Origin of the sequence: Microbacterium sp. NPDC059771 (assembly GCF_042732495.1) — a bacterium.
GTDB classification, from domain to species: domain Bacteria; phylum Actinomycetota; class Actinomycetes; order Actinomycetales; family Microbacteriaceae; genus Microbacterium; species Microbacterium sufflavum.
On record NZ_JBHWHK010000001.1, the window covers coordinates 189,450 to 210,892 of the forward strand.

Consider the following 21,443-nt stretch of genomic DNA (forward strand, 5'->3'; position numbering starts at 1 on the left):
GGCGGGAGGGCGGTACCTTGGCGAAAGCGCAACTCGACGAGACCGATCTGGAGCTCCTCGCGGCGCTGACCCGCGACGCGGAGATCACGAACAAGGCTCTCGCGCATCGGCTGGGGTTGGCCGAGTCCACGTGCGCGCACCGCGTGCGGGCACTGCGCGAGCGCGGCATCATCCGCGACACCCGTGTGCGGGTCGACGGCGCGGCGCTCGGATACCCGCTGCAGGCGATCATCAAGGTGCGCCTCGCCAATCACACCGGGCCGAAGGTGACGGCGCTCTTCGACGCCCTCGTCGCGGTGCCCCGCGTGCTGCAGGTGTTCCACGTCGCGGGCGTCGACGACTTCCTGGTGCACGTCGCGGTGGAGGATGCGACGGCGCTGCGCGACATCGTGCTGGAACACATCACGATCCACCCGGTCGTGCGCGGCACCGAGACCCAGCTCGTGTTCGAGCTCCGCGACGGCACCGGCCTGCTCCCCCGCTAGCTCAGCGGCGCGGGGCGTGCCGTCCGGCGGGCCGACGCGGAAAGATGGAGTGCACGCCAGCAAAGGAGCACCATGAGCCGCAGCGCCACCGCCGCCACGAACGCCGTCCGCGAGATGCGCGACTTCCTGTTCGAGCACGCCACGGACTATGCCGCCGCGCGGGCGGGATTCGCGTGGCCGCAGGTCGACGAGTTCAACTTCGCCCTGGAGTGGTTCGACGTGGTGGCCGCCGAGAATCCGCAGCGCCCCGCCGTGCAGATCGTCGACGCCGACCTTCGCCTGCGGTCGTGGACGTATGGCGAGCTCTCCGCCCGCTCCGACCAGGTCGCGTCCTGGCTCGCGGGGCTCGGCATCCGCCGCGGCGACCACGTGATCGTGATGCTCAACAACACGATCGAGCTGTGGGAGGTGATGCTGGCGATCACCAAGATCGGGGCGGTGTCGATCCCGACGTCCACGCTGCTGTCGGCCACCGACCTCGCCTATCGCGTGGAGCACGGCCGCGCCAGCGCCGTCGTCACCCTCGGGACTCTCGCCGAACGGGTCGACGGTCTCGGCCCCGACATCCTCCGCATCGGCGTCGGCGAGGCCCCGCCCGCCTGGGCCCGCTACGCCGACTCCGCCGCCGCGCCCGCCGCGTTCGAGCCGGACGGCCCGACCCCCGCGTCCGACACCGCACTGCTGTACTTCACCTCGGGCACCACGAACCGGCCGAAGCTCGTGCAGCACACCCACGTCTCGTATCCGGTCGGGCACCTGTCGACCATGTGGTGGCTCGGGGTCCGCCCCGACGACGTGCACCTCAACATCTCATCGCCCGGGTGGGCGAAGCACGCGTGGTCGAGCTTCTACTCGCCGTTCCTGGCCGAGGCCACCGTGTTCGTCTACGACTACGCCCGGTTCGACGCGAACACGCTCATGCAGGTCATGGACACCCACCACGTGTCGACCTTCTGCGCCCCGCCCACCGTGTGGCGCATGCTCATCCAGGCCGACCTGGGCCGCCTGACGCACCCTCCGCGCGAGCTGGTGGGCGCCGGCGAGCCCTTGAACCCCGAGGTCATCGACCGGGTGCGGGAGGCCTGGGGCGGCACCATCCGCGACGGTTTCGGCCAGACCGAGATGACGGCGTGCATCGGCAACTCCCCCGGGCAGCCGGTGAAGATCGGTTCTATGGGCCGCCCGTTGCCGGGGTACCCGGTGGTGCTGCTCGACCCCGCCACGGGCGCGGTGGTCGAGCGGGAGGGCGAGATCGCGCTCGACCTGTCGCGCGCGCCGCTCGGACTCATGGCGGGGTACTACGCCGACCCGGAGAAGACGGCGGAGTCGCGCGCCGGCGGCTACCACCACACGGGCGACATCGCGGTGCGCGACGACGACGGCTACCTCACCTACATCGGGCGCTCCGACGACGTGTTCAAGGCCTCGGACTACAAGATCTCGCCGTTCGAGCTCGAGTCGGTGCTCCTGGAGCACGAGCTCGTGGTCGAGGCGGCCGTGATCCCCAGCCCCGACCCGACGCGGCTCGCGGTGCCGAAGGCGTACGTGTGCCTGACCGCGGATGCGGCGGACGAGACGGCCGCGGCGCGATCCGTGTTCGCGTACGCGCACGAGCGCCTGTCGTCGCACCTGTGGGTGCGGATCATCGAGTTCGTACCGGAGCTGCCGAAGACCATCTCGGGCAAGATCCGTCGCGTGGAGCTGCGGGCGCGCGAGGCCGAGCGCGTCGCGTCGGGCGACGACTCACGGCAGCACCGCGACCGCGACTACCGCTGAGCGCTCAGGAGACGACGGCGACGGGCGACGTGGGCGTCGACGACGTCGCCGCCTTGACGACCGCGGCGACCTTCGGCGTCCCGGTCTTCGCGGGAGCCGCGGCCACCGGAAGCGCCTCGGCCGGCGCCTCGCTGCGGCGCGTCAGCCCCGCGGCACCCACCATGCCGCGCACGACGCCGCCGATCGTGAGCATCAGCACGAGTGCGGAGCCCGAGATGATCAGCGGCAGCCACTGGCTGCCGAAAGACGCGGTGACGCTCAGCAGCGCCCCGACGATCCAGACCCCGACGGCCCCGCCGGTGAGACCACCGGCACCCCGCGCGATCGCGATCCCGGCGACGATCGCGCAGATCACGGCGATCGCCGCGCCCACGTATCCGATCGGAATCAGGACCGCTGCCAGCTCGCTGGCCACCCTCAATGTCGTCATGTTGACCCCCCGGTCTGCGGAATTCCCGCATTCTCGACACTAGAAGTGTGTCCCCTCCGGGCCATCCGTCTCAAGTCCGATCCGCATCATCCTCCAGAGGGATATATCGGCTGGATCGGCGACGCACACGAACGCCCCGCGGCCCTGGCGAGGACCGCGGGGCGCTCCGGAGGCATGCGGTCAGCGGCGAACGGGCCAGCGCAGGCGCCGAGGGCGCACGACCCGCACCGGTTGCGTGACCACGGCGTCGACGACCATCGAGCCGTCGGTGGGCCCGACGATCGCGATCGCCGAGGTCTCGGTCGCCTCGGCCGGAGCGACCGGGAGCTTCGCGAGACCGCGGTGGGCACGGACGTACGCGGGCACCAGCAGCAGGATCGCCCCGACCCAGGCGAGCGGGTTGCTGAGCGCGACGCCGTCGAAGCCGATCATGGCCCCGAGCACCACGGCCGCCCCGACGCGCATCACCAGCTCGATCACGCCCGTCACGGTCGGCACGAGCGTGTGCCCGAGCCCCTGGAGCGCACCGCGGAGCACGAACAGCATGCCCAGTGCCCAGTAGCCGCAGCCGTTGATGATGAGCATCCGGTGCGCCATGTCGACCACGCCGTCGGAGCCCTCTCCGACGAACAGCCGCACCATGGGAGCGCCGAACGCGATGAGCAGTCCGCCGAGCACGATCGCGGCGGCCACCGCCATCCACGTCGCCTCGACCACGCCGCGGCGGATGCGGTCGGGCCGCCGTCCGCCGTGGTTCTGCGCCGCATACATCGACACGGCGAGCCCGAGCGACGAGAGCAGGGCGACCGCGAGGCTGTCCACGCGCGAGGCCGTGGTGTACGCCGCCACCGCGTCGGCGCCGAGGGTGTTCAGTGCCACCTGCACCGTGAGCGTCCCGATCGCGATGATCGACGCCTGGAAGCCCATCGGCAGGCCGAGACGCAGATGCTCCGCGATGTCGGAGCCGGTGATGCGCCAGTCGGCGCGGCGCAGGTGCAGCATCGGCAGCCGGCGCCGCACGAACTCCAGGCACAGGATCACCGACACGGCCTGCGCGACCACGGTCGCCAGGGCGGCCCCCGCGACGCCCCACTCCAGCGGCCCCACCATCAGGACGACGAGCCCCACGTTGAGCGCGCACGACACCGTGAGGAACACCAGCGGGGTCTTGGAGTCGCCGATCGCGCGGATGATCGCGGAGAGGTAGTTGAAGAACATGGTCGCGCCCGCGCCGAGGAAGCTGATCTGCGTGAACACCGTCGCCTCGGGCATGAGCTCGGACGGGGTCTGCAGCAGCGCCAGGATCGGCCCGGCGATGAGCGGCGCGACCACGGTGAGGATGACGCTGGTGATGCCGCTCAGCAGCACCCCGGTCGCGACCGAGCGGCGCACGGCGGCATCGTCTCGGGCGCCGAAGGCCTGGGCGACCGGGATCGCGAAACCGCTCGTCAGGCCCCACGCGAACCCGAGCAGCAGGAACAGGAGGCTGCCGGTCGCGCCGACCGCCGCGAGCGACTGGACGCCGAGGTGGCGCCCGACCACGATCGCGTCGGCGAACTGGTACAGCTGCTGCACGACGTTGCCGAGCAGGAGGGGGATCGAGAAGGCGAGGATGACACGCCACGGACGGCCCGTGGTGAGGGTGGTGGCCATGAAGAGCGGCTCGCAGAAGACGAAGGGCGGATCGGGGAGCGACCAGTTTATCGAATCGTTTCGGGACGAGGGAACACCGGGGGGGCGGAATGCCGGAGCTTCTCTGCCGATTTCGGGCGAGCGCACCGCGGTGGTTACTCTGCATCAGTCGCCGGCACGCGAGTGTCGCGGCGTGTCGACGAAGACCGGAGGAGACAGCGTGACGAAGGAAGACACGGGGGCGATCAACAGCACGGGGGCCACCGCCGATGCGGGGAGCGAGCAGCACCTGCGGCGGGCACTGAGCAACCGGCACATCCAGCTGCTGGCCATCGGCGGCGCCATCGGCACCGGCCTGTTCATGGGAAGCGGCAAGACGATCTCGGTCGCCGGGCCCTCGGTGATCTTCGTCTACATGATCATCGGGTTCATGCTGTTCTTCGTCATGCGGGCGATGGGCGAGCTGCTGTTGTCGAACCTGAAGTACAAGTCGTTCAGCGACTTCGCCAGCGACCTGCTCGGCCCGTGGGCCGGGTTCTTCACGGGCTGGACCTACTGGTTCTGCTGGGTGGTGACGGGCGTCGCCGACGTGATCGCGATCGCCGGGTACACGGATGCGCTCATCCCCGGTGTCCCGCTGTGGATCCCCGGCCTGCTGGTCGTGGTGATCCTGCTCGCGCTGAACCTGCCGACCGTCGCCGCGTTCGGCGAGATGGAGTTCTGGTTCGCGCTCATCAAGATCGTGGCGATCGTGGCGCTCATCGCGACGGGTCTGGTGATGGTGTTCACCGGCTTCCAGCACGACGCCGGCACCGCGAGCTTCTCGAACCTGTGGGAGCACGGCGGCATGTTCCCGCACGGGTTCATGGGCTTCGTCGCGGGCTTCCAGATCGCGGTGTTCGCGTTCGTCGGGATCGAACTCGTGGGCACCGCCGCCGCCGAGACCAAAGACCCGAAGCGCAACCTCCCGAAGGCGATCAACGCGATCCCGATCCGCGTGCTGCTGTTCTACGTCGGCGCGCTGATCGTGCTGATGGCGGTCACCCCGTGGACCGAGTACGTGGCCGGGGAGAGCCCCTTCATCGCGATGTTCGCCCTCGCCGGCCTCGGCATCGCCGCGACCGTCGTCAACCTCGTGGTGCTCACCTCGGCCATGTCGAGCGCGAACTCGGGCATCTACTCGACCTCGCGCATGGTGTTCGGCCTCGCGCAGGACGGCGATGCGCCGCAAATGTTCGCCCGCCTGTCGAAGCGTCGCGTGCCGCAGAACGCCCTGTTCCTCTCCTGCATCCTGCTGCTGTCGGGCGTGGTGCTGCTCTACGCGGGCAAGGACATCGGCACCGCGTTCGACATGGTGACCACGGTGTCGGCGGTGTGCTTCATGTTCGTGTGGACGATCTTCCTGTGCAGCTACCTGAAGTACCGGCGCACTCGTCCGGAGAAGGCCGCGGCCTCGGCGTTCAAGATGCCCGGCGGCGTGTTCATGGTGTTCGTGGTGCTCGCCTTCTTCGTCTTCATCCTGTGGGCGCTCACCACCCAGCCCGACACGCTGACGGCCCTCCTGGTCACGCCGATCTGGTTCGCGATCCTCATCGTCGCGTGGGTGTTCGTGCGCAAGTCGCCCCATCACATCGCCCGGCACGAGGCGCACATCGCCTACCTGCGCGACGAGACCATCGACGCACACTAGACGCACGCGACTGCGCAGAATCGGCGGGCCCCGGGAGGGGAGCCCGCCGATTCGCGTGTGACGCCGCGGTTCTGGGGAGTTGCGGCGAGGTCAGACGCTCGCGGTGGCGGACACGGGTGCTGCGACGGGTCGCGCGGCGGGCAGGCGCTTGCGCAGAGCGAGGAACAGCAGCACCATCCCGGCCGTGAGCAGCATGTGGCCCAGTCCGGCGATGCCGGCGATCATCTTGGACGACTCCAGGCCGAGCACCGTCAGGGAGCCGTGCCACAGCAGCATGGCCGAGGTGAGCACGAGTCCGGCGGTGTAGAGCCAGAAGAACCAGCCGAACAGGCGGCTCGCGGAGAGCGTGAACGCCCGCTCCAGCAGCAGCACGATCAGGTAGACCACGAAGCCCAGCACCAGCAGGTGGGTGTGCACGAGCCCGAGCTGCGTCGGGGCGCCCTCGGGGAAGTCGTTGAGCTTGGTGAACTCGCGATAGAAGAGGCCGGAGGCGACCCCGGCGAGCATGGAGGCGAACGCGGCGTAGAAGAGTCGGCGCATGGGTGTTCCTTTCGGGTCACCCCCAGCCTCCGTCGGGCCGGGAATCCGCGGATCCATCGAACGGTGGAGATGCGGGGCTCAGATCACGCCCGTCTCGCGCGCGATCGCCACGGCCCTGGCGCGACTGTCCGCGCCGAGCTTCTCGAATACGTGCACGAGGTGGGTCTTGACCGTGGCCTCCGTCACGAACAGGGTCTTCGCGATCTCGCGGTTCGAGGCGCCCGTGGCGAGCAGCCGCAGCACGTCGAGCTCCCGGTCGGTCAGACGCACCCGGGGTGCCCGCAGCACCTGGCCGACGCGCTCGCTGAGCTCCGGCGTGAGGACGAGCCCGCCCGACGCGGCCGCACGCACCGCACGCACGATGTCGTCCGGGGCGATGTCCTTCAGCAGGTAGCCCGCGGCGCCCGCCTCGACGGCTCCGAGGATCTCGGCGTCGCGGTCGAACGTGGTCAGGATGAGCACGGCGGGGGCGGGGTCCTGCGCACGCAAAGCCGCCGTGGTCTGCACGCCGTCCATGCCCGCGCCCAGCCGTAGGTCGCACAGCACCACGTCGGGGTGCAGGTGCCGCGCGAGGGCGACCGCCTCCTCCCCCGACGCCGCCTCGCCCACGACCTCCACGTCGTCGCGGTGGTCGAACAGCGACCGCACCCCCGCGCGGACGATGGGGTGGTCGTCGACGAGCAGCACCCGCACCGCGGTCACCGCAGCGCTCCCGTCTCCCGGGGGCCCGCGGTCCGCAGCGGCACGTGCGCCGAGAGGGCCGTCCCGTCGCCCGGGGCGCTCTCCACGTCGAGGCCTCCGCCGAGCTCCCGCAGCCGCGCCCGCATCGAGCGCAACCCGTAGCCGCCGCCCGCCCCCGTCGTGCCGCGCGCATCCCACCCGGACGCGTCGAAACCCGCCCCGTCGTCGACGATGTCGAGCCGCACGGCGTCGCCCGCATCCGCCAGGGTCACCACGACGCGGGAGGCGCCGGCGTGCGTGCGGACGTTCGCGAGGGCCGACTGCGCCGTCCGCAGCAGCGCGATCTCGGCGTCGATGCCCAGCGGCGGCAGCTCGTCGTCGGCGTGCAGGGTCGTGTCGATGCCGGTCTCGTCCGACAGGCGGTCGAGCATCCGTGCGAGGGCGTCGGCGAGCGCGGTGGACTCCAGCTCCGCGGGCATCAGGTCGTTCACGATGCGCCGCGCGTCGGCCAGCCCCTCGGCTGCGAGCGCACCGATCTGCTCGAGCGCCCTGGTGCGCTGTTCCTGGTCGTCGCCCGCGAGCGCCGCGCGTGACAGCATCCCCACCGACGACAGGCTCTGCGCGACGGTGTCGTGCAGGTCGCGCGACACCCTGGTGCGTTCGGCGCTCGCCCCCGACTCGCGCTGCATGCGGGCGAGCTCGTCCTGCACCGCGGCCATCTCCTCCTGCGTGGCCACGAGCGAGGCGATCAGCCGCCGTCGCTCCCGGCCGTCGCGCACCAGCACGAGGTAGCCCCGGGAGATGCCGAGCGCGAAGACCCCGCCCACGAGAGGACCGATCACGTTGGCGTACGTCGTCTCTCCGGTGTGCACGACCGGGGCGAGGATCACCACCGCGAGCACGAGCACGCTGAGGGGCACCGCCCACCGCAGCGGCAGGATGAACCCGGCGAGCAGCCACAGCGCGAACGCCAGCCACACGAATTCCGGCGACACGACCACGGCCCCGAGCCAGATGAGGGTGAGGCCGAGCAGCCACCAGGTGGCGAGGCGCCGGTCGGCCGTGCGCTCGCCGAGCAGCAGCCCGCCGCCGTACCACCCGAGGAACACCAGTCCGAGGGCGAGCACCCACGGCAGCGGCACGCCGTCGATCGCCGCCCTGACCACGCCCACCGCGAGCAGCACCGCGGTGATGACCGCCTGACCCACGCGGATCGAGCCCACCAGTGTCGCCCACGACCACCGACCGGTGCCGGGGCGCGGTGCGGGCTCTGGCGACGACATGCTCACATTCTTCCCCCGACGGCCCGCCCGTGCGTCCATCGTTCGACGGAGGCGGCGGACGACCTCGGTATCGTGAGGCCGTGACCGCCGCCCACCCCTACCCCGCGACGATCGCGGCCCCGGTGGAGCACGAGCTCGTGATCCGCAAGTCGCGCTTCCTCACACTGGTCGCGCCCGTGGCCTCGGTGGCCGACGCGGAGACCGTGATCGCGGCCGTGCGCAAGCGCGCGTGGGACGCGAACCACAACTGCACGGCCATGGTCACGGGGCTGCGCGGCGATCAGGCCCGCTCCTCCGACGACGGCGAGCCGTCGGGCACCGCGGGAGTGCCGATGCTGGAGGTGCTGCGCCGGCGGGGACTGACCGACGTGGTCGCGGTCGTGACGCGCTACTTCGGCGGGGTGAAGCTCGGGGTGGGCGGGCTCGTGCGCGCGTACGGCTCCGCGGTGTCGGAGACCCTCGACCGCGCGGCGCTCGTGCACCGACGGGTGTTGACCCAGACCACGGTCGAGGTGCCCCACGCCGACGCCGGGCGCTACGACAACCTGCTGCGGGAGTGGGCGCAGCAGCACGGCGCGACCCTCGGCACGCCGCAGTACGGAGAGGCCGCGCGCCTGGAGCTGTGGGTTCCTGCGGAGGAGCTGCCGCGACTGTCCGACGACCTCGCCGCCGCGTCGGCCGGAGCCGTGCGCCTCGAGACCGGCGTCGAGCGCGTGGTCGACGTGCCCGCCTGACCGGCACTCCCGGCGGGCGCATACGCGCGGCGGCTATCCTGGACGCCGCGGTCGCGGAAGGAGAGCGATGTTCGACAGTCCGCTCTCGGCCTCGCCGTACGAGATCCTCGAGGTCGACCCGTCCGTCGACGACGCGGAGCTGCGCCGGGCCTACCGCCTCCGCCTCCGCCAGACGCACCCCGACACGGGCGGCGACGCGGCGGTGTTCATCCAGGTGCAGCGGGCGTGGGAGCTGATCGGCACGGCGGAGGGTCGCGCGGCCTACGACCGCCGCACGGGCGTGACCGACGACGGCGCCGAGTGGAGCGGCTGGAGACCGCAGACCGCGCGCACCGACACCCGTCCGCGGGCGCGGTCGTACGGACAGCCCGGCGGCTGGCGCCGCGAGCGCTACCTCACGCTCATCCGGGAGTGGGCGGGCCACGGGGTGGAGGTGCCCGACCCGTACGCGCCGGCTCTCGTGCGGGCCGCGCCGCGGGAGCTGCGGCGCATGCTGGCCGACGCCCTCGCGGAGGAGGCGACCGCGCGCACGGTGTCCGACCTCGGGATGGGCTTCACCGTGTGGCACGACGTCGCGGCCGGGCAGACGCCCGACGACAAGCTCGACCACGTGGTGCTCAGTCCCTCGGGCCTGTACGGCATCATGTCGGAGGACTTCGGCGGGGTGGTGGGCTTCCGCCGCGGCGAGATCACCGGCCCGAGCCTGGGCACCAGGGCTCCGGTGACGGCGGCGCTCGGCCGGATGCGTCAGGTGGCGAAGGCCGCGAAGGTCAGGTTCGGCGGCGCGATCGTGGTGCTGCCGGACGACGATCTGGCGCAGGCGGTGACCCCGCTCGGCAGCACCCGCGGGGTTCCGGTCGTGGTGGTGCGGCGCAGTGCGCTGGCGATGGTGCTGCGCCAGGGGGTGCCGGGGGCCAGGGCGATCGGCGGCAACGAGCTGTTCGACGTGCGCACGCGCCTGCAGCAGACCGTCCGGTTCGTCTGACCCTCCGCTCGTCCGCGATCCCGCTCTTGACGCCTTTCGTCAAACCGGTTTACACTCGTCAAACCGGTTCACGCACCCGAGTGAGCCCGACACCCGCGAGGAGGCGGCATGGGCCGCACCACGATCGCCGACGTCGCCCGCGAGGCCGGCGTCACCAAGGCCACCGTGTCGCACGCGCTCAGCGGCAACCGCCCCATCTCCGAGGAGACCAGGGCGAAGGTGCTCGCCGCGGCCCGCAAGCTCGACTGGGCTCCGAGCCAGAGCGCCAGAGCCCTCGCCACGCGCCGCGCCAACGCGATCGCCGTCGTCCTCGCGCGCGACCCCGAGGTCATCGCGAACGACTCGTTCTTCCCCGCGTTCATCGCCGGGGTCGAGTCGGTGCTCGCCGAGACCGAGACCGCGCTCGTGCTCCAGGTGGTGCAGGGTCGCGAGGCCGAGGAGCGCGCGTACCGCATGCTCGCCCGCGGCCGGGCCGACGGCGCGCTGCTGCTCGACCTGCGCACCGACGACTGGCGCGTGCCCTTCCTCGACGAGCTCGGGCTGCCCACCGTGCTGGTCGGCGCGTACGACCAGCCCAGCCCGTTCTCGTGCGTGCGCACCGACGACGCCGCACCGATGCGCGAGATCCTCGACCGGCTCCGCGCCGCAGGGCACACCCGCATCGCCCACGTGTCCGGCCCGCTCGACTACGTGCACTCGGCCGCCCGTGCCGCCGCCTACACCGAGGCCGCGGGCTCCGACGAGCTGCTGCGCGAGGGCGACTTCACCGCCGCGAGCGGGCGCGACGTGACCGAGGAACTGCTCGCGCTGCCCGACCGCCCCACGGCGATCCTCTACTCGAACGACACCATGGCCATCGCCGGGCTCTCCCTCGCCCGCTCGCAGGGTCTCGCGATCCCCCGCGACCTGGCCATCTCCGGCTTCGACGACGACCACCTCTCCGCCCACCTCTCCCCCGCGCTCACGAGCGTGTCGTCCGACCCGGCCGCCCGGGGCCGCGCGGCCGCCCGGCTGCTGCAGGAGAGCATCCTCGGCGCCGAACCGCGCACCGAGGTCGTGGACTGCAACGTCGTGCACTTCCGGGAGAGCACCGGCTCCTGAGCCCCCCGCACCACCCATCGCGTCAAGGAGGACACCATGAAGAAGATCCGCGCAGCAGCACTCGTGGGCGCCGTCGCGCTCGTCGTCACCGGATGCTCGTCCGGCGGCGGAGGCGGCGAAGGCTCCGCCGAGGGCACCGGCCCCATCGACATCTGGCTGTCGAACAACGAGCAGGAGGTCGCCTGGGGTCAGGCGGTCGTCGACGCCTGGAACGAGGAGCACCCCGACGAGAAGGTCACCGCGCAGGAGATCCCGGCAGGCTCGTCCTCGGAGGAGGCCATCACCGCGGCGATCACCGCCGGGACCGCCCCGTGCCTGGTCTACAACGTCGCGCCGGCGGCCGTGTCGGGCTGGGTCAAGCAGGGCGGCCTGGTCGACCTCAGCTCGATGGACGGCGGCAGCGACTACATCACCGAGCGCAGCGGCGACGTCGAGCCCTACGCCACGGACGGCAAGTACTACCAGCTGCCGTGGAAGTCGAACCCGGTCATGGTCATGTACAACAAGACCCTGTTCCAGGCCGCCGGGCTCGACCCCGAGGACCCGCAGATGAACACGTACGACGCGTTCCTGGAGGGGGCGCGCGCCATCGTCGACTCGGGCGTGCAGAGCGCCATCTGGCCCGCGCCGACGAGCGAGTTCTACCAGCCGTGGTTCGACTTCTATCCGCTGTACCTCGCCGAGACCGACGGCACCATGCTCGTGGAGGACGGCAAGGCCACGTTCGACTCGGACGACGGCAAGACCGTGGCCGACTTCTGGGCCACCGTGTACGAGGAGAAGCTCGCGCCGAACGAGGCGGCGACCGACGACGCGATGTCCGCCGGCACCACGGCCATGCAGCTCGCCGGCCCCTGGGCCATCCCGTCGTACGCCGAGACGGTCGACGTGGGCTTCATGCCCGTGCCGACCAGCGACGGCCGGGAGAACCCCACCACGTTCGCCGACTCCAAGAGCGTGTCGATGTTCACCGCCTGCGAGAACCAGGCGACCGCGTGGGAGTTCCTGAAGTTCTCCACGAGCGAGGAGGCCGACGGCCAGCTGCTCGAGGCGACCGGCCAGATGCCGATGCGCACGGACCTCACCGACACGTACGCCGACTACTTCTCCGCCAACCCGGACTATGTGGCGTTCGCGGAGCAGGCGGAGAACACGGCCGACGTGCCCAGCATCCCGAACTCGGTGGAGGCCTGGCAGGCGTTCCGCGACGAGTACTCGTCCGCGGTGATCTTCGCGAAGGAGTCGACCTCCGACTTCCTGAAGAACGCCGCCGCGAAGGTCGACGAGCTCGTCGCCGAGTGACATGACCACCGACAACCGACGGCTGCGCACCCGGTGGCTGGGTGCGCAGCCGATCGGCGGCCTCTTCGCGCTGCCGTACCTCGTGTTCGTGATCGCGATCTTCGCGTATCCGCTCGGTTTCGCGGTCTACATCGCCTTCCACGACTACTTCTTCACCGCGCCGGGCGCCGAGGTCGACCGGCCCTTCGTTGGCTTCGACAACTTCGTCACGGTGCTCACCGACCCGCGCGTGCTCGGAGCGTTCCGCAACACCCTCGTGTTCCTGGTGATCAACGTGCCGCTCACGGCGGTGCTGGCGCTCGTGCTCGCAGCCGCCCTGAACACCGGCATCCGCTGGGTGGCCGCGTACCGCGTGGCCTTCTACGTGCCGTACCTCACCGCGAGCGTCTCGCTGGTGGGCGTGTGGATGCTGCTGTTCTCGGGCAACGGGCTCGTCAACACGATCCTGGGGCCGCTCGCGCCCGACCCGTCGTGGCTCGTGAACAGTGCGCTGGCCATGCCGATGATCGCGCTCTACGTCACCTGGAAGCAGCTCGGCTTCTACATCCTGCTGTACCTGGCGGCGCTGCAGAACGTGCCGAAGGAGCTGTACGAGTCGGCGGAGACCGACGGCGCCGGCGCCCTCGCGCGGTTCTGGAACGTGACCGTCCCCGGCGTGCGCAGTGCGACCACGCTCGTGCTGATCCTCTCGATCATCACCGGGGCGAACCTCTTCACCGAGCCGTACCTGCTCACCAACGGCGGCGGGCCGGACGGCGCGTCCACCACGCCGGTGCTGCTCATCTACCAGCTGGGCATCCAGCAGCAGAACCCCGACACCGCGGCCGCGATCGGCATGATCCTGGTGGTGCTCGTGGGGATGCTGTCGCTGGCCGCCAACCGCGCGACGAGGGAGCGATGATGCGCCGGAAGAACACCCTGCCCCGCGTGCTGAGCGTGATCGCGCTCACGATCGCGGCGATCGGCTTCGCCTTCCCGTTCTACTTCATGCTGGTCGGCGCGTTCCAGGAGAACCCGACGAACTCGCCCAGCCAGCTCATCCCCACGGGCGGGTGGACGGTCGACAACTTCGTCGCGATCGACTCGCGCATCGACCTGGTCGGCTCGCTCGTCAACTCGATGATCTTCACGCTCGGCGTGCTGCTGGGCACGGTCGTGTTCGGGCTGCTCGCCGGCTATGCGATCGCCCGGCTCGACTTCCGCGGCCGCGGCGTGATCTGGGTGCTGATGCTGCTCGTGCAGATGGTGCCGTTCCAGCTGCTGATGATCCCGCTGTACGTGCAGATCACGCGCAACTACGGTCTGGGCGACTCGTACCTGGGCATGATCCTGCCGTTCCTCATCAACACGACCGCGGTGTTCATCTTCGTGCAGTTCTTCCGGGCGCTGCCCACGGAGATCTTCGAGGCCGCGCGCATCGACGGCGCGGGCGAGATCCGCCTGCTCACCTCGGTCGCGATCCCGCTGATCCGCCCCGTGCTGGTGACCGTGGTGCTGGTCACCTTCATCGGCCCGTGGAACGAGTTCCTGTGGCCGTTCCTCATCACGAAGGACGCGTCGCTGCAGCCGCTCGCCGTGTCGCTCGCGAACTACATCTCCAACGTCGCGCAGTCCACCGCCAACCCGAACGGGGCGATCCTCGCGGGCGCCACGGCACTCGCATTCCCCGTCGTCATCCTGTTCATCGTCTTCCAGCGCTTCTTCAAGGCCACCGACCTCGGCGCGGCCGTCAAGGGCTAGCCAGAAAGGGCATCCATGTTCACCGGAGCATCCTTCCCCCTCGGTCCGTTCACCCCCTACGAGGGGAACCCGATCCTGCGTCCGCGCGGCGACAGCTGGGAGTCGGCGAACCTCTACAACCCGGCGGCCCTGGTCGACGGCGACGAGGTGCTGCTGCTGTACCGCGCGCACGCCGACGACATCGTGTCGCACATCGGGCTCGCCCGCTCCCGCGACGGGGTCACGTTCACGCGCGAGGACGCGCCGATCCTCTCCCCCGTCGAGGACTACGAGCGCTACGGCTGCGAGGATCCGCGCATCGCGCTGATCGACGGCACCTACTACCTCACCTACACCGGCTGGGACCGTCACAGCGCGCAGCTGTGCCTGGCGACCTCGACCGATCTGCGCACCTGGACCAGGCACGGCCCGCTGTTCGACGACTTCGACACCTTCAAGACCATGGACCCGCGCGGGTTCAACTGGTCGAAGGCCGGGGTGATCGTCCCGCAGAAGATGCACGGCAAGTGGTGGATGTACTTCGGCGAGGGCGGCATCTACTGGGCGACCAGCGACGACCTCCTCCACTGGACACCCGGCACCCCCGACACCGAGCCGATGTACGCGCCCACGCCCGGCACCTGGGACGAGGCGCTGGTGGAGATCGGCACCTCGCCCGTGGTCACCGACAACGGGCTGCTGGTGATGCTCACCAACGGCGCCACACGCACGGTGCACGACGACGGCACGGTCGACGTCGACTACCGCTGCGGGCAGATCGCCATCGACCCGGACGAGCCGACGAAGGTCATCGCCCGGATGCAGGAGCCGTGGCTGCGCCCGCAGAGCTTCGAGGATCTGCACGGCCTGGTGTCGAACGTGACCTTCGTGGAGGGACTGGTGAAGTTCCACGGGAAGTGGTTCGCGTACTACGGCCAGTCCGACACGACCCTGGCCGTCGCGATCCACGACCCCGCGGAGCCGTGGGGCCGCGCGCTGCGCGAGGCCGAGGGCGAGGAGTGAGGCCATGGAGACCACGCGCCGCACCTTCCTGACGCTCGCCGCGACCACGTCCGCCCTGGCGCTGCTGCCCGTCGACGCCGCGGTGGCCCAGGGCACCGCGGCCGGATCGGCCCTCCGCCCGGCCAGCGCCCGCGGTCGCCGCCTCACGAACCTCGCGCACCTGCGGTTCCTGCTGGCCGACGTGCCGGTCGCCGCGAGCGACACGCACACCACCGAGGGCATCGCGGAGCGCCCCGTCGTGCGGGCGCCGTGGACCTACGCCGACACCGACGGCGCGGGCGGCTACCGTCCCGTCGGCGGCGGCACGCGCGACGCCGCCACCGGCTACTGGTCGCAGGGCGCGTACAACGCCGACGACATCGCCCGCGCCGCGGTGGTGTTCCTGCGGGACTGGCGCGCCACGGGCGACCCGCAGAGCCGCGACGACGCCCGCGACGTGCTCCGCTCCCTCGCGTTCCTCCAGACCGTGTCGGGGCCGAACGCCGGACGCGTGGTGCTGTGGCAGCAGGAGGACGGCACACTCACGCCGAGCGCGATCCCGGTGGAGCTGCCCGACCCCTCGGACTCGGCGGAGTCGTACTGGCTGGCCCGCACCGTGTGGGCCTTCGGAGAGGGATACACCGCGTTCCGCACGGAGGATCCCGCCTTCGCGGAGTTCCTGCGAGCGCGGCTGCACCTGTGCCTGGACGCGCTGGCGCGCGAGTCGCTCGGCCGTGCAGGGCAGTGGGTCCGCAGCGACGGACGCGACCTGCCGGCGTGGCTCATCGCGGGCGGCGCCGACGCCACCGCGGAGGCGATGCTCGGGCTCGCCGCCGCCGCGGAGGCCGGAGACGACCGCAGCCGCACGGCCCTGCAGACGTACGCCGAGGGCGTGGCGGCCATGGCGACCGACCCCGAGCAGGGCTGGCCGTTCGGGGCCGTGCTGCCGTGGACGGGCTCGCTGGGGTTCTGGCACGCGTGGGGCGCGGCGGCTCCCGAGGCGCTGGCCAGGGCGGGCGGCGTGCTGCGACGCCCCGACCTCTCCGCCGCGGCCGTGGCGGACGCGGCCCGCTTCACGCCGCAGGTGCTGACCTCGGGCGGACCGCACAACGCGTGGGCGCCGCTGCCCGCCGAGGCGCAGATCGCCTACGGCGCACACGGCCGCGTGGCCGGGGCGCTGCAGGCGGCGAGCGCGGGCGGCGAGGGACTGCGGGTGATCGCGGGGCTCGCGGCGGGATGGTTCTTCGGCGCCAACACCGCGGGCGTGCCGGTGTACGACCCCGCGACCGGCGTGACCTTCGACGGCGTCGAGACCGACGGCCGCGTGAACCGCAACTCGGGCGCGGAGTCGACGATCCACGGCCTGCTCACGATGCAGCTGCTCGACGCGAACCCCGACGTGGCGCGGCTGGCGACCTCGATCACGGGGCTGTCGTCGTTCGCGGGACTGCGGGCGCTCGACGCCGAGGCCGCACGGCTCTCGCCCGGGTGCACGGTCGAGCGTCCCGCGGACGGCGCGTGGACCGGCGAGGGCAACCTCGCGGGCGGCGCGTTCGTGCGGGTGCCCGAGGGCGAGTGGGTCGAGTTCGACCTCACCGAGCCCGGCGGGGTGCTGCACGGGCTCGTGTGGCGGCAGGCCGCGGACGCCGGGACCGCGGTGTGGGAGGCGCGGCGCGGCGGACGGCGGCTGTGGAGCACCGAGACCGCGGCCGGGGGCACGGGCGACCGCGGACTCACGGAGGCGGACGGCATGCTCGTGCCGCAGCTGCTCGGCGGCGGACTCCCGGACGGCCCCGTGACCGTGCGCTGCACCAGCCGCGGCGACCTGCGCCTGGACGCGCTGGTGGTGCAACCCCGCGTGACCACGGCGGTGTACGCGACCACGGGCGGCGCGGCGGTGCTGTACGCCAACGCGACCGCGGAGCAGCAGCGCGTGGCACCCCTGGCACCCGGAGCGGGCACGGCCTACGACGAGAGCGGAGCACCGCGCGGGAACGGCACCCCGGGCGGCCGCGTGCGCGTGCGGGGGCGGGGCTTCACGGTGACGCGGCGCTGAGGCCCGCGGCCGCCGGGGCGACTCGCCATGCCGGCATGCTCTTTTTGAGTCACTCAAAAGAACGTGTAGAGTCGGGGGCATGGAGACAGAACTCGACTCGGCGCTGAGAGGCGCCGGGCTGCGTGCGACCGCGGGCCGCGTCGCCGTTCTCGAGGCTCTCGGCTCCATGGCCCACACGGATGCGGAGCGCGTCTACCGCGCGGTCTCCGAGTCGCTGCCGACCACGTCGATCCAGTCGGTGCACAACATCCTCGCGGACCTGACGACGGCGGGGCTCATCCGCCGGATCGAACCGGCAGGATCCGCGGCGCTCTACGAACGGCGCATCGGCGACAACCACCACCACGTCGTGTGCACCTCCTGCGGTGCGATCGGCGACGTGGACTGCGTCGTCGGCGAGGCGCCGTGCCTCACCCCCTCCTCCACGGGGGGATTCACCGTCCAGACAGCCGAAGTCACCTTCTGGGGCCTGTGCCCCAGCTGCCAGAACGCCGCGTAGGCCCGCCTCCGACCGCCCGTCCCCCGACGGCGCTGTTCGGCGTGCCCGCGCGCAGAAGGAGAACACCATGTCGAACCCCACCGGGTCGAACCGTCCGGCCACCACGACCCAGACGGGTACGCCCATCGCGAGCGACACCCACTCCCTCACGGTCGGTGCCGACGGCCCCACCGTGCTGCACGATCAGCACCTGGTCGAGAAGATCGCCTCGTTCAACCGCGAGCGGGTGCCGGAGCGCAACCCGCACGCCAAGGGCGGTGGCGCGTTCGGCGAGTTCGTCGTCACGGAGGATGTGTCGCAGTACACCAGGGCCGCGGTGTTCCAGCCCGGTGCCACGTCCGAGACGCTGATCCGCTTCTCCTCCGTCGCCGGTGAGCAGGGCTCCCCCGACACCTGGCGCGACGTGCGCGGCTTCTCGCTGCGGTTCTACACGACCGAGGGCAACCTCGACATCGTCGGCAACAACACCCCCACGTTCTTCCTGCGCGACGCCATCAAGTTCCCCGACTTCATCCACTCGCAGAAGCGCCTGGGCGACTCCGGTCTGCGCGACGCCGACATGCAGTGGGACTTCTGGACGCTCTCGCCCGAGTCCGCCCACCAGGTCACGTACCTCATGGGCGACCGCGGGCTCCCCCGCAGCTGGCGCCACATGAACGGCTACGGCTCGCACACCTACTCGTGGGTGAACGCCGCGGGCGAGCTGTTCTGGGTGAAGTACCACTTCCTGGCGCACCAGGGTGTCGAGGCGATGAGCCCGGAGGAGGCAGAGAAGCTCGCCGGCACCGACGCCGACCACTACCGCCGCGACCTGTTCCAGTCGATCGCCCAGGGTGACTTCCCGAAGTGGGACCTGTACGTGCAGATCATGCCGTACGACGAGGCGAAGGACTACCGCTTCAACCCGTTCGACCTGACCAAGACGATCTCCAAGAAGGACTACCCGCGCATCAAGGTCGGCACGCTGACCCTGAATCGCAACCCGGAGAACTTCTTCGCGCAGATCGAGCAGGCGGGCTTCGCGCCCGGCAACCAGGTGCCCGGCACGGGCATCTCCCCCGACAAGATGCTGATGGGCCGCATCTTCGCGTACCCGGACGCGCAGCGTCACCGCATCGGTGCGAACTACAACCAGCTGCCGGTCAACCAGCCGCACGCCGCCGAGGTGCGCAACTACCAGCACGAGGGCTCGATGCGGTACCAGTACAACGACGCCGCGCACCGCACCTACCAGCCGAACTCGTTCGGCCCCGCCGGCGGCCCCGAGGCCGACCCGGCGAAGGGTGTCGAGGCGAACTGGGCGGCCGACGGCGAGCTGACCCGCTCCGCGGCGACCCTGCACGCCGAGGACGACGACTTCGGCCAGGCCGGCACGCTCTACCGCGAGGTGTTCGACGGGGAGCAGCGCGCCCGCTTCCTGGAGACGCTGACCGGCCAGGGCCGTTCGATCACGATCGACGCGATCCGCGAGCGCTTCTTCCAGTACTGGACGAACGTGGACGCCGAGCTCGGCGCCGCGCTCCGCGACCGGGTCTGACCCGGGTCGGCGCCCCTCCCTCCGTCATCCGGGGAGGGGCGCCGCCGGCGGGGACCCCGACGAACGCCCCCTTCTGCACCGTGCCCGCAGGAGGGGGTTCGTCGTCGGTGCGGCCGCTGCCGCGCGAGAGGGAGCAGGATGGAGGGGTGGCCGTTCCCCTCTCCGACCTGACCGCGATGCCCGCTCCCCAGCACGTGTACGCCCCCGATGGCACCCGGCTGGCGACCTACACGTGGGGTGAGCTCGATGCCCCGGTCGTGGTGGCGGTGCACGGCTTCGCGTCGAGCGCGCGCGACAACTGGGTGCTCACGGGCTGGGTGCGCGAGCTCACCGCGGCCGGCTACCGCGTGCTGGCTCTGGACCAGCGGGGGCACGGCCAGAGCGACAAGCCGCACGAGGCCGACGCCTACGCGATCCGCGCCCTGGCGACCGACGTGGAGACGGTGATGGACACCTACCTCGTCGACGACGCCTTCTACCTGGGCTACTCGCTGGGTGCGCGCGTCGGCTGGGAGGTCGTGCGGGAGCTCCCGCACCGGATCGGCCGGGCGGTGCTCGGAGGGGTTCCCGACGGCATCCCCCTGGCCCGGCTCGACCTGGACGAGGTGCGGGCGTATCTCGCCGACGGCACGCCGGTGACCGACCGCACCACCCAGAACTACATCGCCCTGACCGAGCGCGTGCCCGGCAACGACCTGCGGGCCCTGGTCGCGCTGGCGGAGGGGCTGCGCGGCTCCGGCACGATCGACCCCGACCCGGCCGACGCCCCGACCCGGCCGATCCTGTTCGCGACCGGGTCGAAAGACGCGATCATCGAGGGCTCGCGGGCACTGGCGGCCGCGGCCCCCGACGGCCGGTTCGTGGAGATCCCGAACCGGCATCACTTCAACGCGCCGGGCTCGCGCGACTTCAAGGAAGCCGCGCTCGCCTTCTTCGCCGAGGGCTGACCGCGGTCAGCTCGCGGTGGCGTCCTCACGCTTCGGCAGCACCCAGCCCGCGCGCGGGAAGTGGCACGTGTAGCCGTTCGGGTACTTGATCAGGTAGTCCTGGTGCTCCTCCTCGGCCTGCCAGAACGGCCCGGCGGGCTCGATGGTGGTGACGGCCTTCGCCGGCCACAGCCCGGAGGCGTCGACGTCGGCGATCGTGTCGCGCGCGACCTGCTCCTGCTCGGGAGTGAGCGGGAAGATCGCGGAGCGGTAGCTCGACCCGATGTCGTTGCCCTGACGGTTCAGCGTCGACGGGTCGTGGATCTGGAAGAAGAACGCGAGGATGTCGCGGTAGGTCGTCTGGGTCGGGTCGAACACGATCTCGACCGCCTCCGCGTGACCGGGGTGGTTGCGGTAGGTGGCGTGGTCGTTCTCGCCACCGGTGTAGCCCACGCGGGTGTCGAGCACCCCGGGCTGGCGGCGGATCAGGTCTTCCATGCCCCAGAAGCAGCCGCCCGCCAGCACGGCGGTCTCGGTCCCGGGGGTGCGGGTGATGGTTCCGGTGTCGGTCATGACTGCTCCTCAGCGGTGTCGGGGGTGTCGGGTGTCGTGGTGGGGTCCGCGGCGAAGAGGCGGCTGTAGCGACCGTACCCCTCCTCCTCCAGCCTGTCAGCCGGGATGAAGCGCAGGGCCGCGGAGTTCATGCAGTAGCGCAGGCCGCCCTCGGCCGCCGGTCCGTCGTCGAACACGTGACCCAGGTGGCTGTCGGCTCCGGTCGAGCGGGCCTCGGTGCGGGTCATCCACAGCGTGCGGTCGGTCTTGGTGGTCACGGCCTCGGCGTCGATCGGGCGCGTGAAGCTCGGCCAGCCGGTGCCGCTGTCGTACTTGTCGCGGGACGAGAACAGCGGCTGCCCGGAGACCACGTCGACGTAGATGCCGTCGTCGTGGGTGTTCCAGTAGGCGTTGCGGAAGGGCGGCTCGGTGGCGTCCTGCTGCGTCACCTCGTACTGCAGGTTCGTCAGGGCGCTGACCGCCTCGGGGGTCTTGCCGTAGTCGTTCGACATG

Annotated in this window: 21 protein-coding genes; 14 read left to right on the top strand and 7 right to left on the bottom strand. The window is 71.3% G+C overall.

The annotated features are described in order from the left end of the window. Positions 1–17 precede the first annotated feature (17 nt). Both ACFV3I_RS00920 and ACFV3I_RS00925 read left to right on the top strand, forming a co-directional pair. Complete coding sequence (locus ACFV3I_RS00920) at positions 18–485, top strand: Lrp/AsnC family transcriptional regulator (RefSeq protein WP_136029008.1); 468 nt, start codon at positions 18–20, stop codon at positions 483–485. A gap of 72 nt (positions 486–557) precedes the next feature. Next, the gene (locus ACFV3I_RS00925; protein ID WP_378822169.1) at positions 558–2,261 is read left to right on the top strand and encodes an AMP-binding protein; all 1,704 of its coding nucleotides are present in this window, start codon (positions 558–560) and stop codon (positions 2,259–2,261) included. Between the two features lie 4 nt (positions 2,262–2,265). On the opposite strand, the gene ACFV3I_RS00930 is transcribed toward ACFV3I_RS00925, so the two are convergent. Further along, the gene (locus ACFV3I_RS00930) at positions 2,266–2,691 is read right to left on the bottom strand and encodes a hypothetical protein (RefSeq protein ID WP_136029013.1); all 426 of its coding nucleotides are present in this window, start codon (positions 2,689–2,691) and stop codon (positions 2,266–2,268) included. 180 nt (positions 2,692–2,871) lie between these two features. Further along, the gene (locus ACFV3I_RS00935) at positions 2,872–4,344 is read right to left on the bottom strand and encodes an MATE family efflux transporter (protein ID WP_136028574.1); all 1,473 of its coding nucleotides are present in this window, start codon (positions 4,342–4,344) and stop codon (positions 2,872–2,874) included. 223 nt (positions 4,345–4,567) lie between these two features. On the opposite strand from ACFV3I_RS00935, the gene cycA reads away from it, so the two are divergent. After that, positions 4,568–6,013 (top strand): D-serine/D-alanine/glycine transporter, encoded by a 1,446-nt coding sequence (cycA, locus tag ACFV3I_RS00940; RefSeq protein ID WP_378803841.1) that lies wholly within the window; start codon positions 4,568–4,570, stop codon positions 6,011–6,013. 90 nt (positions 6,014–6,103) lie between these two features. On the opposite strand, the gene ACFV3I_RS00945 is transcribed toward cycA, so the two are convergent. From ACFV3I_RS00945 to ACFV3I_RS00955, 3 genes are all read right to left on the bottom strand, one after another. Beyond that, positions 6,104–6,553, bottom strand: coding sequence for a DUF2871 domain-containing protein (locus ACFV3I_RS00945; protein WP_136028573.1), 450 nt, complete (start codon positions 6,551–6,553; stop codon positions 6,104–6,106). A 78-nt stretch (positions 6,554–6,631) separates the two neighbouring features. Next, positions 6,632–7,255 carry a response regulator transcription factor gene (locus tag ACFV3I_RS00950; RefSeq protein ID WP_136028572.1) on the bottom strand — a complete coding sequence of 208 codons (624 nt, stop codon included), beginning with the start codon at positions 7,253–7,255 and terminating at the stop codon, positions 6,632–6,634. Next, positions 7,252–8,517 carry a sensor histidine kinase gene (locus ACFV3I_RS00955; protein ID WP_378822170.1) on the bottom strand — a complete coding sequence of 422 codons (1,266 nt, stop codon included), beginning with the start codon at positions 8,515–8,517 and terminating at the stop codon, positions 7,252–7,254. Before ACFV3I_RS00955 ends, ACFV3I_RS00950 begins: the two co-directional genes overlap by 4 nt. An 80-nt stretch (positions 8,518–8,597) precedes the next feature. Here ACFV3I_RS00955 and ACFV3I_RS00960 point away from each other — a divergent pair, with 80 nt between their 5' ends. The 11 genes from ACFV3I_RS00960 (at position 8,598) to ACFV3I_RS01010 (ending at position 20,399) form a co-directional block, all read left to right on the top strand. Further along, on the top strand, positions 8,598–9,251 hold the full coding sequence (locus tag ACFV3I_RS00960; RefSeq protein WP_378822171.1) for an IMPACT family protein: 654 nt from the start codon (positions 8,598–8,600) through the stop codon (positions 9,249–9,251). A 67-nt stretch (positions 9,252–9,318) separates the two neighbouring features. After that, positions 9,319–10,236, top strand: coding sequence for a DnaJ domain-containing protein (locus ACFV3I_RS00965; RefSeq protein ID WP_136035996.1), 918 nt, complete (start codon positions 9,319–9,321; stop codon positions 10,234–10,236). Between the two features lie 108 nt (positions 10,237–10,344). Next, entirely contained in the window at positions 10,345–11,337 is a 993-nt protein-coding gene (locus ACFV3I_RS00970; protein WP_136028568.1) for a LacI family DNA-binding transcriptional regulator, read from the top strand. Between the two features lie 36 nt (positions 11,338–11,373). Then, the gene (locus ACFV3I_RS00975; RefSeq protein ID WP_136035998.1) at positions 11,374–12,639 is read left to right on the top strand and encodes a sugar ABC transporter substrate-binding protein; all 1,266 of its coding nucleotides are present in this window, start codon (positions 11,374–11,376) and stop codon (positions 12,637–12,639) included. Position 12,640: 1 nt separating this feature from the next. Continuing rightward, positions 12,641–13,540 carry a carbohydrate ABC transporter permease gene (locus ACFV3I_RS00980; RefSeq protein ID WP_136028566.1) on the top strand — a complete coding sequence of 300 codons (900 nt, stop codon included), beginning with the start codon at positions 12,641–12,643 and terminating at the stop codon, positions 13,538–13,540. After that, the gene (locus ACFV3I_RS00985; protein ID WP_136028565.1) at positions 13,537–14,379 is read left to right on the top strand and encodes a carbohydrate ABC transporter permease; all 843 of its coding nucleotides are present in this window, start codon (positions 13,537–13,539) and stop codon (positions 14,377–14,379) included. Before ACFV3I_RS00980 ends, ACFV3I_RS00985 begins: the two co-directional genes overlap by 4 nt. Before the next feature lie 15 nt (positions 14,380–14,394). After that, on the top strand, positions 14,395–15,381 hold the full coding sequence (locus ACFV3I_RS00990; RefSeq protein WP_378822172.1) for a glycoside hydrolase family 130 protein: 987 nt from the start codon (positions 14,395–14,397) through the stop codon (positions 15,379–15,381). Positions 15,382–15,385: 4 nt separating this feature from the next. Beyond that, positions 15,386–17,416 carry a hypothetical protein gene (locus tag ACFV3I_RS00995; protein ID WP_378822173.1) on the top strand — a complete coding sequence of 677 codons (2,031 nt, stop codon included), beginning with the start codon at positions 15,386–15,388 and terminating at the stop codon, positions 17,414–17,416. 79 nt (positions 17,417–17,495) lie between these two features. After that, positions 17,496–17,915 (top strand): Fur family transcriptional regulator, encoded by a 420-nt coding sequence (locus ACFV3I_RS01000; protein ID WP_378822174.1) that lies wholly within the window; start codon positions 17,496–17,498, stop codon positions 17,913–17,915. A 67-nt stretch (positions 17,916–17,982) separates the two neighbouring features. Next, positions 17,983–19,452: a catalase gene (locus ACFV3I_RS01005; RefSeq protein ID WP_136028562.1), complete on the top strand. Its 1,470-nt coding sequence runs from the start codon at positions 17,983–17,985 to the stop codon at positions 19,450–19,452. Positions 19,453–19,598: 146 nt separating this feature from the next. Next, the gene (locus ACFV3I_RS01010; protein WP_136028561.1) at positions 19,599–20,399 is read left to right on the top strand and encodes an alpha/beta fold hydrolase; all 801 of its coding nucleotides are present in this window, start codon (positions 19,599–19,601) and stop codon (positions 20,397–20,399) included. 6 nt (positions 20,400–20,405) lie between these two features. On the opposite strand, the gene msrA is transcribed toward ACFV3I_RS01010, so the two are convergent. Together msrA and msrB are read right to left on the bottom strand one after the other, a co-directional pair. Further along, positions 20,406–20,951 carry a peptide-methionine (S)-S-oxide reductase MsrA gene (gene msrA / locus ACFV3I_RS01015; RefSeq protein ID WP_136028560.1) on the bottom strand — a complete coding sequence of 182 codons (546 nt, stop codon included), beginning with the start codon at positions 20,949–20,951 and terminating at the stop codon, positions 20,406–20,408. After that, entirely contained in the window at positions 20,948–21,442 is a 495-nt protein-coding gene (msrB, locus tag ACFV3I_RS01020) for a peptide-methionine (R)-S-oxide reductase MsrB (protein WP_136028559.1), read from the bottom strand. The genes msrA and msrB overlap by 4 nt, the downstream gene beginning before the upstream one ends. Position 21,443 lies beyond the last annotated feature (1 nt).

What these genes read in the sequence shown, in the direction of transcription:
- ACFV3I_RS00925 (WP_378822169.1), top strand. Translation starts at nt 558, where the DNA reads ATGAGCCGCAGCGCCACCGCCGCCACGAACGCCGTCCGCGAGATGCGC.
- ACFV3I_RS00930 (WP_136029013.1), bottom strand. Translation starts at nt 2,691, where the DNA reads ATGACGACATTGAGGGTGGCCAGCGAGCTGGCAGCGGTCCTGATTCCG.
- ACFV3I_RS00935 (WP_136028574.1), bottom strand. Translation starts at nt 4,344, where the DNA reads ATGGCCACCACCCTCACCACGGGCCGTCCGTGGCGTGTCATCCTCGCC.
- ACFV3I_RS00945 (WP_136028573.1), bottom strand. Translation starts at nt 6,553, where the DNA reads ATGCGCCGACTCTTCTACGCCGCGTTCGCCTCCATGCTCGCCGGGGTC.
- ACFV3I_RS00955 (WP_378822170.1), bottom strand. Translation starts at nt 8,517, where the DNA reads ATGTCGTCGCCAGAGCCCGCACCGCGCCCCGGCACCGGTCGGTGGTCG.
- ACFV3I_RS00965 (WP_136035996.1), top strand. Translation starts at nt 9,319, where the DNA reads ATGTTCGACAGTCCGCTCTCGGCCTCGCCGTACGAGATCCTCGAGGTC.
- ACFV3I_RS00970 (WP_136028568.1), top strand. Translation starts at nt 10,345, where the DNA reads ATGGGCCGCACCACGATCGCCGACGTCGCCCGCGAGGCCGGCGTCACC.
- ACFV3I_RS00975 (WP_136035998.1), top strand. Translation starts at nt 11,374, where the DNA reads ATGAAGAAGATCCGCGCAGCAGCACTCGTGGGCGCCGTCGCGCTCGTC.
- ACFV3I_RS00980 (WP_136028566.1), top strand. Translation starts at nt 12,641, where the DNA reads ATGACCACCGACAACCGACGGCTGCGCACCCGGTGGCTGGGTGCGCAG.
- ACFV3I_RS00985 (WP_136028565.1), top strand. Translation starts at nt 13,537, where the DNA reads ATGATGCGCCGGAAGAACACCCTGCCCCGCGTGCTGAGCGTGATCGCG.
- ACFV3I_RS00990 (WP_378822172.1), top strand. Translation starts at nt 14,395, where the DNA reads ATGTTCACCGGAGCATCCTTCCCCCTCGGTCCGTTCACCCCCTACGAG.
- ACFV3I_RS00995 (WP_378822173.1), top strand. Translation starts at nt 15,386, where the DNA reads ATGGAGACCACGCGCCGCACCTTCCTGACGCTCGCCGCGACCACGTCC.
- ACFV3I_RS01000 (WP_378822174.1), top strand. Translation starts at nt 17,496, where the DNA reads ATGGAGACAGAACTCGACTCGGCGCTGAGAGGCGCCGGGCTGCGTGCG.
- ACFV3I_RS01005 (WP_136028562.1), top strand. Translation starts at nt 17,983, where the DNA reads ATGTCGAACCCCACCGGGTCGAACCGTCCGGCCACCACGACCCAGACG.
- msrA (WP_136028560.1), bottom strand. Translation starts at nt 20,951, where the DNA reads ATGACCGACACCGGAACCATCACCCGCACCCCCGGGACCGAGACCGCC.
- msrB (WP_136028559.1), bottom strand. Translation starts at nt 21,442, where the DNA reads ATGTCGAACGACTACGGCAAGACCCCCGAGGCGGTCAGCGCCCTGACG.